This window comes from candidate division WOR-3 bacterium (genome assembly GCA_039802005.1).
GTDB lineage: Bacteria > Hydrothermota > Tepidihabitantia > SM23-42 > JAOAFX01 > JAOAFX01.
Genome location: JBDRVV010000003.1, coordinates 24,829 through 36,784, shown reverse-complemented (window position 1 = coordinate 36,784; position 11,956 = coordinate 24,829). Strand labels below are relative to the sequence as shown.

The following is an 11,956-nucleotide window of genomic DNA, read 5'->3' as shown; positions in this document are numbered from 1 at the left end:
GATGGCAAGAAAGGATTTGATACAGACCGAGGGAACGATAATTGAGACATTACCGAATGCAATGTTTCGTGTTGAACTTGATAACGGACATAAAGTTCTGGCGCATGTTTCTGGAAAGATGAGAATGAGCTACATAAAGATTCTTCCAGGGGATAGGGTTTTGCTTGAATTGTCACCCTATGACCTATCAAGGGGTAGGATTGTCTGGCGCTATAAATAAAAAAATATTGACTTTTTTAAAAAATTTGATAAACTATCTGTTTAAGGAGTAAAATTGAAAGTGAAATCATCAATAAAGAAGAGATGCATAAAGTGTCGGGTCATTAAAAGAAAGGGTGTGGTCAGGATTATCTGTAAGGATCCCCGGCACAAACAAAGACAGGGTTAATATTTTAGATAAGGAGGTTTATGCCGAGAATTGCTGGTGTTGATTTGCCTTTGAACAAAAAAGTGGAGTATGGTTTGACGGCGATTTATGGGATTGGTATCCCAACCGCCCAGCAGATTGTTCTGCAATGTGGTATTGATCGTTCAAAAAAGATAAAGGATCTTACTGAAGAAGAAGTTACAAAGATCAGAAAGATGATTGAATCTGAATATAAGGTTGAAGGTGCGCTGAGAGCAGATATTGCAGCAAATATAAAGAGGTTGATTGATATTGGTTGCTATCGTGGAACGAGACATAAGATTGGACTTCCAGTTAGAGGACAGAGGACACGGACGAATGCCCGAACGCGTAAAGGTAAGAGAAAGACTGTTGCAGTTAGTAAAGGTGTAGGAGAGAAGAAATGAAAAAGAAACCAGTTAGGAAAAAGAAGACGCAAAAGGCAGAGTTAACTGGTATTGCTAATATCTTTGCCAGTTTCAATAATACAATTGTTACGATTTGTGATAATCAAGGTAATACTTTATGCTGGTCGAGTGCCGGAAGGGTTGGTTTTAAAGGAACTAAAAAGGGTACTGCCTACGCCGCACAGCAATGTGCTACTGCAGTCGCAAAGGATGCACTGGCAATGGGCATAAAAAAGATTGAAGTACGAATCAAAGGTCCGGGACCGGGTCGTGAGGCAGCGGTGAGAACTTTACAGACAGTTGGTCTGACGATAACGGCAATCAAGGATGTGACACCGTTACCTCATAATGGCTGCCGTCCACCAAGAAGAAGGAGGGTATAAGTGGCAAGATATATTGGGGCGAAATGCAAGATTTGCAGACGTGAAGGTGAAAAGTTGTTTTTGAGAGGAAGCAGATGTTATACTGATAAATGTTCATTTACCAGAAGAGGGTATCCACCTGGACAACATGGAAAGGCAGGAAGAAGGAAATTGACATCTTATGCTACACAATTAAGGGAAAAACAAAAAGTAAAGTCTATTTATGGGATACTGGAGGCACAATTCAGAAGATTTTTCCAGGAGGCGGTAAGGATGCCTGGTGCTACCGGTGAAAATCTTCTGATACTTCTTGAAAGAAGGCTTGACAATGTTATATATCAACTTGGTTTTGCTTCATCAAGAACTCAGGCAAGACAACTTGTTAAACATGGTCATATTTTGATTGATGGTAAAAAAGTTGATATTCCAAGTTATCTTGTAAAACCAAATCAGGTGATTTCCCTGAGTGAACAAATGCGAAAAAATCCATTTGTTAAAAGGGCATTGGAAGAAAGGGATCCTGAGAAAATAACGGGCTGGCTAAAACTTAACAAGGAAAATATGACCGGTACGATCCTCAGATTACCAAAAAGAGAAGATATCACAATACCTTTACAGGAAAATCTAATAGTTGAGTTATATTCTAAATAAGGAGTAATATGGTATTGAAACCAATTGTAATGCCCAAAGGCATTGAAATTGATAAAGAGACAGTATCCGAAGTGTTTACGAGGTTTACAATTTCACCTCTGGAGAGGGGGTATGGTGTAACGCTGGGGAATGCAATGCGTCGTGTGCTTTTGTCTTCAATACAGGGTGCCGCTATTACAAATATCAGGATATCAAATGTTACCCAAGAATTTTCAACCATCCCCGGTGTATATGAAGATGTTGTTGAAATAATCTTGAATCTAAAGAAAATACGGGTAAAATTGTTCGGTAGCGAGCCCGCAACACTTGTTTTAAAGGTAAAAGGAAAGAAAGATTATTTTGCTGAGGATATTGAAAAAAATCCACTTGTTCTGATCGTCAATCCAAAACAGAAAATATTGTCTGTGACCGATGCAAAGGTAAATTTTACAATGGAAATGACAGTTGAGTCAGGCAGAGGATTTGTCCCCGCAGAGTTATTGAAAAAGGCAGATATGCCTGTTGGTACAATTTATATTGATGCGATATTCTCGCCAGTTTTGTCGGTAGATTTTGATGTGCGCAACACAAGGGTTGGTACCAAAACTGACTATGACCATCTCGTTCTTGAGGTAAAGACCGATGGCACAAAGACACCTATTGAATGTGTGGCTGAGGCAGCAAGCATTCTGAGGCATCATTTTAAATTTTTTGTTGATATAGCTGAAACCCAACCTTCTATGCTACTTGATGATGTAACCCAGAAGATGATTGATGAGATAAGGAATACGATTAACAAGAAGGGACTTCAGTTATATATTGAGCCCCTTTTAACATCCCGTGAACAGCTTGATGCAGAACATAGAAGGATCAGGGAAATTTTGAAAAGGAGTATCGACGAACTTGAAATTTCAGTCAGGACATCAAATTGTCTTAAGAATAAGAATATAAAAACGATTGGGGACCTTGTGCGTAAGAGTGGCAAAGAGCTGCTTACCTATGATAATTTCGGTAGAAAATCTCTCAAAGAATTGGAAAAGATACTTCACAATATGGGTTTACACCTTGAGATGGATGTTGATAGGTATTTGAAAGAAGATGTATAGTAAATAAGATATGGAGTTGAGATGAGACACGGGAAGAAGGTAAAAAAATTGGGTAGGAAAAAGGCACATCGTTTGGCACTTTTGAAGAATTTATGTCGTGCCCTTTTTATTTTTGAAAAAATTAAAACCACATTGCCTAAAGCCAAGGAAGCAAGGCGGCTCGCAGAACACCTGATTGAGTATGCTAAAAAGAATACGGTTGCTGCAAAGAGATTTATTTATCGGTTTATTCCTGACCATAAACTTGTAAAAATTGTCTGTGAGGAGATTGCACCAAAGTTTTCCAACCGTCAGGGTGGATATACACGGATTTACCGACTCGGTCCGCGACTGGGTGATGGTGCAGAAATGGCAATATTAGAATTGACTGAGAAGAGCGAGCCAGAGAAAATTGACCAGCGTAGAAAATTGATTGAACACCGCTGGTTGCCCGAAAAAGAGAAGAAGGTAGAAAAACCCAAAAAAGAAAAACCGAAGAAGGAAGAAAAGAAGGAAAAGGAATTGCCCAAAAAAGAAGCAAAGCCAAAAGTCGAAAAAAAGACCAAGAAAGAGAAAAAGCAGATTGCAAAGAAGGAAAAGAAAGAGAAGAAACAGAAAAAGGGCAAGAAGAAAAAATAGATACACTTAACGATTTGTTTGAAATTTTCGTCCATTTTTAATGGACAACCGCAAATATGATTACCCTCGGCATAGAAAGCTCCTGTGATGAAACTTCAATAGGAATCATAAAAGACAATAAGGTTCTTGCAAACATTGTATCTTCCCAGATTGCACACACAAAATATGGGGGTGTTGTTCCTGAACTTGCAGCACGAAATCATATTAGAGTGCTATTGCCATTGATCAGAATTGCGTTTGAAACTGCTGGCATTGGATTGAACCAGATTGATTTAGTCGCAGCAACCCGTGGTCCAGGATTACTGGGCTCACTATTAACCGGACTTTCTTTTGCAAAGTCTTTATCAATTGGTTTGAAAAAACCCTTTATTGGTGTAAATCACCTTGAAGGACATATCTATGGATTATTTTTCAATCAAAAGGTGCCCAAATATCCTTATCTTGTACTACTCGTTTCTGGAGGTCATACCGAACTTATCTTTGTTGAAAAGGAATTCAGTTATAAAACACTGGGTAGAACACTTGATGACGCCTGTGGAGAGGCGTTTGATAAAGTTGCAAAAATGATAGATTTACCATACCCGGGCGGTCCTTATATTGAAAAGACAGCAAAGAATGGCAATCCATTAAAAATCAAATTTCCTGTACCAAGACCAAAGGGTTTTAATTTTAGTTATGCAGGTTTAAAGACTGCAGTTTTGTATTATGTCCGTGATAACAAGAGATATAAGAAAGATGATGTATCTGCTTCTTTTCAGGAAGCAGCCATAGAGCACTTGGTACAGGTGTCAAAACGGGCAATAGAGTATACAAAAGTCAAATATTTTGGAATCGTTGGAGGTGTTTCAGTTAATAAAAGACTCCGAGAAAAATTTCTAAACCTTGCGAAATTAATGGGTTTTGGATTGTATATCCCGGATACACAATTTTGCACAGACAACGGGGCAATGATTGCACTGGCAGGGCAGAATAGATATAAAAAATTTGGACCTTCTGATATTGGAATTGATGCAATTGCCCGCGAGCCTCTGGAGCAGATTTCAATATAACTAATTTAATACTACTTAACGGAAACAAAAAGCAACAATTATATAATTTCTAAAGCTATTAAACATATCAACATTTTTCTTGACTTTATCAAGAGATTTTGTATAATTAACGCAGTATGAAAGAGCTATATGATGTAATAATAATAGGTGGGGGACCTGTAGGCTCTTACACAGCGCGAAGGCTCTGTAGAAAGGGTTTCAAAGTATGTGTTTTTGACCAGAAGCAGAAGATTGGGGAGGGCGTGATCTGTACCGGTGTCATAAGTACAAACTCCTTTGAAAGATATGATCTTCCTACCGAGTCTATTTTAACCGAAATAAAATCTTTCACTTTTATTTCACCTGAGAATCAGAGACTTGAATATATTGCACCAAAACCATTCGCCTATGTTGTTGATAGAGAATTATTTGACTACCGACTTTTTGAAATTGCGAAGATGGATGGTGTAGAATTTAACCTTGGTGTGAATGTGAGTGCAATAGAAGAAGACATTAAATATTATAAAATAAGTGCCAATGGTATAAGGCGTTTTGGCAAATTTATCGTTATTGCCACCGGGGTAAATTATCAACTCCAGAAAAAAATCGGTCTTGGTACACCACCTCAATTTCTTTATGGTTCACAGATAGAATTGCCCAAAAAAGTGGAGCCTCATAATATTGAGATATACATTAGCCAAAAATATGTTCCTGATTCATTTGCCTGGGTGGTGCCAATCAGTGAAAAAGAAGCACGGATAGGAATGATTCTTGAAAAAAATGGTAAGATCTTTCTGAGAAGGTTTTTAAAAAACAGAATGAACTTTGGAGATAAAATATTAAACCAGAATGGAATATTTTTAAAACCGATTGCACATGGTCCAGTTAAAAATAGTGTCTCGGGAAGAATCCTCGCGGTTGGTGAGGCTGCGGGTCAGGTTAAAACGACGACCGGTGGTGGTATTTTTACAGGACTTCTGTGTGCAGAGATTGCGGTTGATTATCTCTTTAAGGCTTTAAAATATAATAAATCATTATATGAATATGACATAACCTGGCGCTCTGCATTATCATCAGAACTTGACATCGGTAAAAAAGTTCGCAAAGTTGCCACGAAAATAAGTGACCGAACGATTGAACAGTTGTTCACCTTTGTTAAACGGAATCGTTTTTGGGTTGATTTATTGATTCCTAAGATAAATTTTGATTTCCATTCTGATCTATTTTATTTTTGCTTAAAGAGTTTCTCCCATTTGCTAAAAATCACTTGACATTAAGATATTTTTAAATATAATGATATATTATGAGGAAACTCTCAAGAGATAAGGACTTTATCCTGAGAATACAGGAAATAAGTCAGCAGAATATAGCTGATTGTTATCAGTGTGGACGGTGCACGGCAGGTTGCCCATTTGCTGAGTTTATGGATGAACCACCCAATCGTATAATAAGATATATTCAACTCGGGTATAAAGAAGATGTTCTGAAGGCACATAGTCCATGGTTCTGTGCTGCCTGTCTGGTGTGTGAATCACGATGCCCACGGGGTGTTGATATACCAAGAATAATGGAAGCGGTACGGACAATACACCTGCGCGCCAAGGAACAGTTGATTGATATTGATAAGATTGATAAAGAGTTACTTAAAGATGCCCATCCCCTTGTATTGATGAGTGCATTATATAAATATTCATACTGATCATGCAGGTATCGTATTATCCTGGTTGCGATTTGTATACAAAGGCAAAGGTTCTTAATGATTCTATCAAGGCAGCATTCAATGCCGTAGGTATTGAATTGAAAGAACTGGCAAATTGGTACTGCTGTGGGACTACATTTACCCTTGCCCGGGACAACAAAATGTCTTTGATTGCTCCCTTGCGGATTCTCAGCAGGGCTCAGAAAGAAGATGGATATTTGCTTGTTCCTTGTTCAATTTGCTACAATACCTTAAAAAGGGCAAACTACATTTTCAAAAATGACCCGGACACCCTGAAAATTATAAACGAGCATCTTGGTGAAAATTACAATGGTGGAGAGAAAATAATCCACCCATTTGAATTTATCAAAGAGCATAAAGATGAGTTCAAAAAAGGTGTGAAAAAGAGTCTTGAAAATTTAAAATTGGGTTCTTATTATGGATGTTATCTGCTGAGGCCTAAAAACGAAGTTGAATTTGACGATCCTGAGTCACCAACGATTATGGAAGAATTTGTTCAATTAATGGGTGCACAGCCTGTTACTTTTCCGCTGAAGGTTGAATGCTGCGGTTCATACCTCATAGTTAATTCGCCTGAAGCAGCCCTTGAAGCTTCTTATAAAATTTTGAAGAATGCAAGGGAAAGAGGGGCAGAGGCAATTGTTACTTCTTGCCCTGTCTGCCATTATAATCTTGATAATTTCCAATCTAAGATTGCAGGTATGCATTCTGACCATCAGTTTATCCCGGTATTCTATTTTAGCCAGATAATGGCTATGGCATTTGGATTGCCAGTTGAAGTATGGGGTCTTGAATATAATAAAGTTAACCCCACAAATTTATTAAAGGAACATAAAATATTATGAGAAACTACGAGGCAATGTTCATATTTCATCCTGGACTAAAGGATGAACAATTAGAAAAAGAAGCCGGTACTGTTGAAGATATTATAAAAACAAGCGGTGCTGGCAGTGTTAGATATCAATTACTGGGAAAAAAGGTTCTTGCTTATCCAGTTGAAAAGCAGAAAGAGGGTTATTATGTGAATTACGAATTTTCTATTTCTCCTGATAAGATTGAAAGCATCAAGGATAAGTTGAAACATCGTTCTAATGTGTTGAGGTTTATGATAATTTCCAGGGAGAAGAGGAAATGAATCAACTAAGGCTGGGCTATCTTAATTCAGTTCATCTCATCGGTCGTCTTGTTGCTGATCCTGAACTGCGTTATACCCAGAAAGGAGCACCGGTTTGTTCATTTAGAATTGCTACTACACGTAGATTTAAAAATCGGGAATCCGGTGAGACCCATGAAGAGACACTTTTTGTAACAATTGTTGCCTGGAGAAGACAGGCTGAATTGGTTAATGATTTTCTTAAAAAAGGAAGTGCAGTTCTCATTGAAGGTAGATTAAGGTCGCGGCAGTGGGAGACAGACAGCAAAGAGAAGAGATCGGTCATTGAAGTAGTTGCACACAGGATACAATTCCTTGATATGCCTGAATCTAATGCTGAAACCGGTGGCAATGCCCCGATTGAGGCAGAGGAAGAAATAAAGGAAGAAGATAATATAGACACCCCATTTTAATCAAAAAGGAGAGAAACAGTGGCAAAAAAATGTCGGTTGTGTGAGACCAATGTAAAGGTAATAGATTATAAAGATATTGCGCTTTTAAAAGGCTATATAAACGAACGCGGCAAGATACTTGCAGCGAGATTGACTGGTTTATGCGCCAAACATCAAAGAAAACTTGCCCAGGCAATCAAACGTGCCCGTGAGATTGCCCTTTTGCCATATGAAATAAAATAGTTATGAAAGTAATACTTACTAAGGATGTTGCAAAATTAGGTAAAAAGAATGAAGTTGTTGAAGTCAAGGATGGGTACGCAAGAAATTATCTCATTCCTAATAAACTTGCGATACCGGCTACTGCAGGCAATATAAGGGGTCTTGAAAAGTCGAAACGACATTTTTCTCAAGGTATAGAAAAGGTGAGAAAAATGAGTGAGCAGATTGCGGAAAAAATAAACAATTTAAGTATAAAGACGACTATCAAAACGGGTATAGATGGTAAATCATTCGGTTCCATTGGTCCCAAAGATATTGTAGAATTATTGAAGGCAGAGAAGATTGAAATAGATAAAAAACAGATTGAACTTGATGAACCAATAAAACATCCCGGTATTTATGATATTACAATTCGTTTACCACAACAGGTAACCGCCGTATTTAAACTGGTTGTCGTGGAGGAGGAGAAATCTTAGAGGTATTTGTCAGCGGCGTTGTTGAAGACCAGCAGTTTCACAATTATGTAGTTTTATTGAAAGAAAGATATGGTGAAAGGACATTACCGATATGGATAGGTGATAATGAGGCAATGGCGATTGCAATGTGTCTGGAGGGTATAAAACCGGTAAGACCCCTTACCCACGATCTAATAAAAATATTACTGGATGCACTTGAAAGCAAGATTATAAAAATAGTTATCAATGATTTAAAAAACGAGACCTATTATGCACGAATTTATCTTGAAGTTGATGGTAAAATGATTTCTGTTGATGCCCGTCCTTCTGATTCTATTGCCCTTGCCCTTCGTTCCAATGCTGCAATCTTTGTTGAAGATAATATAATGGAAAGAAATGGAATAGTATTCAAGGGTGATAGTGTTGAAGAAGAACTTAAAAACAAATTGCGTGGAACCAAACCCGAAGAATTTGGTAAATACGAAATAAAGTAAGTTACACAATCCTATTCATAAAAAACAATGGAAAAATGTATAAAGGTTCTGCGTAAAAACTGGGAGGAATTTGCTAAAAAAGACCCATTATGGTCTATCCTTCCTTTTCCTGAGAAAAAGGATAACCGCTGGCAAATAGATGAACTGTATCAAACAGGCCGCGATGAGATAGATGCGGTTATAAAATATATGGAAGGTCTCCAATTAAATTTAGAATATCACCGTGCACTTGATTTTGGTTGCGGGGTTGGACGTCTGACACAGGCATTGTGTAAATATTTTGAAGAATGTATAGGTATTGATGTTTCATTTGGTATGTTACGTATCGCCCGTGATCATAATCAATATAAAGAAAAATGTTCATATATACTAAATTGCAGTTCAGATTTAAAGATCTTTAAGAATGATGTTTTTGATTTTATCTACTCCAATATCGTTTTTCAGCATTTACCACCTGAATTAACACTAAGTTATATCAAGGAATTTCTGAGAATTATTAAAAAAAACGGAGTTATTATCTTCCAAATCACTACCGATATCATTGGATTTAAAAACAGGGTAAGAAGGTTTGTAAATTTTATTATACCTGCACCAGTAAGGTTTTTATATAAAAAATTAAGATATAAGACCTGGGGAATAAAAGATATGTACTGGATAAAAGAGAGTGTATTAAATGATTTTATTAAAGCAAATGGAGGGGTGATAATAGATTGTGTTGATGATTATTCCTCAATGCCCCGTTATAAAGGCAAAAGATATTGTATTACCAAGTAGAAAATAATAAAAATATTGACTATTAAAATAATTTGAATATAATGGATTGTGATTATTGATCCGATTGATTTAAAGATTTTACGCCATCTTGAATCCCAGGGTTATGTGCCGATTGATGAGATAGTCAGCAAATTCCACATCAAACAGGATGAAATTTTCTTGCGCATTCAGAATTTTGAAGAACATGGGTTGATAAGAGGGTACGGAATAAAATTATTCATTCCCGGGATTGCTGGTGGTAAATGGTACCGTGGCTGTGCGTTTGTTGATGCTGACTTTGAGCCAGAGATAGCAAAGACGTATCCGCTTACCGAAGAAATGATTGTTAATACAACAATTCCGCATGGCATACTTCCTTCATATTCATATTTTTTCTACGCAAGGGATTTGAAACACTGCTACCGGTTATTGAATAAAACCCTCGGTGTAAAGTATGTAGAAATCTATAAGATTGCCGAATATAACATATCTGTGCCTTATGAATTGACCAAAGAGGAATGGCAATTGATTTATCAAGTATTGCGTTCAAAGATAAATTTTGCAAGAATTTATGAAATAACGGAAAATCCTGCAAATGATGCGGATGTTCAACTGGCAAGATTAATGCAAAACCGCAAAAATCGGCATGGTGTATTTTCAATTTTTCCCAACATAAACTGGGGTCTGATAAAGAATTTTGCCCATATCCACCTGGCAATTACAACGCGTATGCGACCCAACGAATTAAAGAAATTCTTAAAACAATATGTTATTCCGGCAGATATTTTTAGTAAATTCAAAAAGAAATATCTCCAGTTAGAGTTTGATTTGTGGGGTTTCTCCGATATGATTAAAATATTGGAGCAGATAAAAAGAGAAAGGCGAATTACAATTCATGGTATTTCTATCGCAAATCATAATGAGATCTGTGATGATTGGATCAAGAGTTTTTTAAAAGAAAAGGCACTTTGAACTATGAAGAAATATATTTTTATCATTATCTTCTTTTTAATTGTATTTAATATTGGATGTCGGAAGGAAAAGAAAGAAATTGAAGAAAAGGTTGAACCGGTCTTGACTGAAGTTAAAAAGACCCTTAAAAAAAACGAAGTCTTACAGCGTGCGCTTGTTGATCTTCTCAAAGATCAGAAACTTGCCGATGATATTATAAAACTTTTAAAAAAATGTGATTTTTCATTCCGCCGATGCTTACCCGGTGATTCGTTGATTGTTTTGAAAGAAAATAATGTACTCAAGAAATTTACATATTTTCAAAATCCGATGAATGTTTACTATGTAATAAACAATGGTAAGTTTATGTGTTTGGCGATGAAGTTCCCCTATATAACGCGTGTAAAACAATCCTTGAAGGGTTGTATAAATTCTACACTTTATGAATCAATGCTAAAAAGGGGGGAGACGCCAATGCTTGTTTATAAATTCGCTGATATCTTTGCCTGGGAAATTGATTTTACGACCGAGACCCAGAATGGTGATTCATTTATGATTGTATTTGACAAGGTATTTTGTGATTCTCAATTTGTAGATTATTCAAACATTACTTTTGTTAAATATAAGGGGAAGGTTGGTGAATTCTACGGTATTTACTATAATGACCCCACTGGTTATGATGATTATTACAACTTAAAAGGCGAATCCTTGCGTAAAGCATTGCTCAAATCCCCTTTAAAATATAGTTGTATTAGTTCATATTTTTCAAAAAGTAGATATCATCCAATCTTAAAAGTCTGGCGTCCACACCACGGGCTTGATTATTCAGCACCGATTGGGACCCCGGTTTCTTCAATCGGGGATGGTTATGTAAGTTTTAAAGGATGGAAGGGTGGTTATGGTAATCTTGTGGAGATAAAACACAAGAATAATTTCAAATCACGGTACGGGCATCTATCACGATTTGCAAAGGGAATCTTTCAGGGGAAACATGTAAAAATGGGTGAACTCATTGGTTATGTTGGTTCAACCGGTCTTTCTACAGGACCACATTTACATTTTGAACTGCATAAAGACGGTGTACCGATAAATCCTTTGACTGTTAAACTACCGAGGGCTCCTTCGGTTAAAAAAGAATATCTAAAGGATTTTGAACGCCTGCGCGATTCTTTACTCGCAGTGGTCATTGATACTGCTGCCGTAAACACAAAATAGGAATGATTGGTTAAATGTTTTTTAACCAGTTACCAATTACCATTTGTAGTTTTATTAAAGGAGGT

The 11,956-nt window shown here is 36.9% G+C and carries 19 protein-coding genes; all 19 read left to right on the top strand.

The window, feature by feature from the left end; translation table 11 throughout:
- The first annotated feature begins 1 nt into the window (after position 1).
- The 19 genes from infA to ABIL69_01385 all read left to right on the top strand — a co-directional run bounded on the left by infA (position 2) and on the right by ABIL69_01385 (position 11,891).
- The gene (gene infA, locus ABIL69_01475; GenBank protein ID MEO0122662.1) at positions 2-220 is read left to right on the top strand and encodes a translation initiation factor IF-1; all 219 of its coding nucleotides are present in this window, start codon (positions 2-4) and stop codon (positions 218-220) included.
- Between the two features lie 54 nt (positions 221-274).
- Positions 275-388: a 50S ribosomal protein L36 gene (gene rpmJ, locus ABIL69_01470; protein ID MEO0122661.1), complete on the top strand. Its 114-nt coding sequence runs from the start codon at positions 275-277 to the stop codon at positions 386-388.
- Between the two features lie 20 nt (positions 389-408).
- Positions 409-792 (top strand): 30S ribosomal protein S13, encoded by a 384-nt coding sequence (gene rpsM, locus ABIL69_01465; GenBank protein MEO0122660.1) that lies wholly within the window; start codon positions 409-411, stop codon positions 790-792.
- The gene (gene rpsK, locus ABIL69_01460) at positions 789-1,175 is read left to right on the top strand and encodes a 30S ribosomal protein S11 (GenBank protein ID MEO0122659.1); all 387 of its coding nucleotides are present in this window, start codon (positions 789-791) and stop codon (positions 1,173-1,175) included. Before rpsM ends, rpsK begins: the two co-directional genes overlap by 4 nt.
- Positions 1,176-1,805, top strand: a complete 630-nt coding sequence (rpsD, locus tag ABIL69_01455) for a 30S ribosomal protein S4 (GenBank protein MEO0122658.1) — start codon at positions 1,176-1,178, stop codon at positions 1,803-1,805.
- Between the two features lie 8 nt (positions 1,806-1,813).
- Entirely contained in the window at positions 1,814-2,890 is a 1,077-nt protein-coding gene (locus ABIL69_01450; GenBank protein MEO0122657.1) for a DNA-directed RNA polymerase subunit alpha, read from the top strand.
- 21 nt (positions 2,891-2,911) lie between these two features.
- Positions 2,912-3,508, top strand: coding sequence for a 50S ribosomal protein L17 (gene rplQ / locus ABIL69_01445; protein ID MEO0122656.1), 597 nt, complete (start codon positions 2,912-2,914; stop codon positions 3,506-3,508).
- 56 nt (positions 3,509-3,564) lie between these two features.
- Entirely contained in the window at positions 3,565-4,557 is a 993-nt protein-coding gene (gene tsaD, locus ABIL69_01440; GenBank protein ID MEO0122655.1) for a tRNA (adenosine(37)-N6)-threonylcarbamoyltransferase complex transferase subunit TsaD, read from the top strand.
- A 116-nt stretch (positions 4,558-4,673) separates the two neighbouring features.
- Entirely contained in the window at positions 4,674-5,807 is a 1,134-nt protein-coding gene (locus ABIL69_01435; GenBank protein MEO0122654.1) for an NAD(P)/FAD-dependent oxidoreductase, read from the top strand.
- A 32-nt stretch (positions 5,808-5,839) separates the two neighbouring features.
- Positions 5,840-6,235, top strand: coding sequence for a 4Fe-4S dicluster domain-containing protein (locus ABIL69_01430; GenBank protein MEO0122653.1), 396 nt, complete (start codon positions 5,840-5,842; stop codon positions 6,233-6,235).
- Between the two features lie 2 nt (positions 6,236-6,237).
- Positions 6,238-7,101, top strand: a complete 864-nt coding sequence (locus ABIL69_01425) for a CoB--CoM heterodisulfide reductase iron-sulfur subunit B family protein (protein ID MEO0122652.1) — start codon at positions 6,238-6,240, stop codon at positions 7,099-7,101.
- The gene (gene rpsF / locus ABIL69_01420; protein MEO0122651.1) at positions 7,098-7,391 is read left to right on the top strand and encodes a 30S ribosomal protein S6; all 294 of its coding nucleotides are present in this window, start codon (positions 7,098-7,100) and stop codon (positions 7,389-7,391) included. The genes ABIL69_01425 and rpsF overlap by 4 nt, the downstream gene beginning before the upstream one ends.
- The gene (ssb, locus tag ABIL69_01415; protein ID MEO0122650.1) at positions 7,388-7,822 is read left to right on the top strand and encodes a single-stranded DNA-binding protein; all 435 of its coding nucleotides are present in this window, start codon (positions 7,388-7,390) and stop codon (positions 7,820-7,822) included. The genes rpsF and ssb overlap by 4 nt, the downstream gene beginning before the upstream one ends.
- 18 nt (positions 7,823-7,840) lie before the next feature.
- Complete coding sequence (gene rpsR, locus ABIL69_01410; protein MEO0122649.1) at positions 7,841-8,044, top strand: 30S ribosomal protein S18; 204 nt, start codon at positions 7,841-7,843, stop codon at positions 8,042-8,044.
- A gap of 2 nt (positions 8,045-8,046) precedes the next feature.
- Positions 8,047-8,499 carry a 50S ribosomal protein L9 gene (rplI, locus tag ABIL69_01405; GenBank protein ID MEO0122648.1) on the top strand — a complete coding sequence of 151 codons (453 nt, stop codon included), beginning with the start codon at positions 8,047-8,049 and terminating at the stop codon, positions 8,497-8,499.
- A 56-nt stretch (positions 8,500-8,555) separates the two neighbouring features.
- Entirely contained in the window at positions 8,556-8,972 is a 417-nt protein-coding gene (locus ABIL69_01400) for a bifunctional nuclease family protein (GenBank protein MEO0122647.1), read from the top strand.
- A gap of 27 nt (positions 8,973-8,999) precedes the next feature.
- Complete coding sequence (locus tag ABIL69_01395) at positions 9,000-9,746, top strand: class I SAM-dependent methyltransferase (GenBank protein ID MEO0122646.1); 747 nt, start codon at positions 9,000-9,002, stop codon at positions 9,744-9,746.
- Positions 9,747-9,794: 48 nt separating this feature from the next.
- Positions 9,795-10,697, top strand: coding sequence for an Lrp/AsnC family transcriptional regulator (locus tag ABIL69_01390; GenBank protein MEO0122645.1), 903 nt, complete (start codon positions 9,795-9,797; stop codon positions 10,695-10,697).
- Positions 10,698-10,700: 3 nt separating this feature from the next.
- Positions 10,701-11,891, top strand: a complete 1,191-nt coding sequence (locus ABIL69_01385; protein ID MEO0122644.1) for a peptidoglycan DD-metalloendopeptidase family protein — start codon at positions 10,701-10,703, stop codon at positions 11,889-11,891.
- Positions 11,892-11,956: the final 65 nt, after the last annotated feature.

Excerpts from the sequence above, each read along its gene's own strand:
- infA (MEO0122662.1), top strand. The coding sequence starts at position 2 with ATGGCAAGAAAGGATTTGATACAGACCGAGGGAACGATAATTGAGACA.
- rpsM (MEO0122660.1), top strand. The coding sequence starts at position 409 with ATGCCGAGAATTGCTGGTGTTGATTTGCCTTTGAACAAAAAAGTGGAG.
- rpsK (MEO0122659.1), top strand. The coding sequence starts at position 789 with ATGAAAAAGAAACCAGTTAGGAAAAAGAAGACGCAAAAGGCAGAGTTA.
- ABIL69_01450 (MEO0122657.1), top strand. The coding sequence starts at position 1,814 with ATGGTATTGAAACCAATTGTAATGCCCAAAGGCATTGAAATTGATAAA.
- rplQ (MEO0122656.1), top strand. The coding sequence starts at position 2,912 with ATGAGACACGGGAAGAAGGTAAAAAAATTGGGTAGGAAAAAGGCACAT.
- tsaD (MEO0122655.1), top strand. The coding sequence starts at position 3,565 with ATGATTACCCTCGGCATAGAAAGCTCCTGTGATGAAACTTCAATAGGA.
- ABIL69_01435 (MEO0122654.1), top strand. The coding sequence starts at position 4,674 with ATGAAAGAGCTATATGATGTAATAATAATAGGTGGGGGACCTGTAGGC.
- ABIL69_01430 (MEO0122653.1), top strand. The coding sequence starts at position 5,840 with ATGAGGAAACTCTCAAGAGATAAGGACTTTATCCTGAGAATACAGGAA.
- ABIL69_01425 (MEO0122652.1), top strand. The coding sequence starts at position 6,238 with ATGCAGGTATCGTATTATCCTGGTTGCGATTTGTATACAAAGGCAAAG.
- rpsF (MEO0122651.1), top strand. The coding sequence starts at position 7,098 with ATGAGAAACTACGAGGCAATGTTCATATTTCATCCTGGACTAAAGGAT.
- ssb (MEO0122650.1), top strand. The coding sequence starts at position 7,388 with ATGAATCAACTAAGGCTGGGCTATCTTAATTCAGTTCATCTCATCGGT.
- rplI (MEO0122648.1), top strand. The coding sequence starts at position 8,047 with ATGAAAGTAATACTTACTAAGGATGTTGCAAAATTAGGTAAAAAGAAT.
- ABIL69_01395 (MEO0122646.1), top strand. The coding sequence starts at position 9,000 with ATGGAAAAATGTATAAAGGTTCTGCGTAAAAACTGGGAGGAATTTGCT.
- ABIL69_01385 (MEO0122644.1), top strand. The coding sequence starts at position 10,701 with ATGAAGAAATATATTTTTATCATTATCTTCTTTTTAATTGTATTTAAT.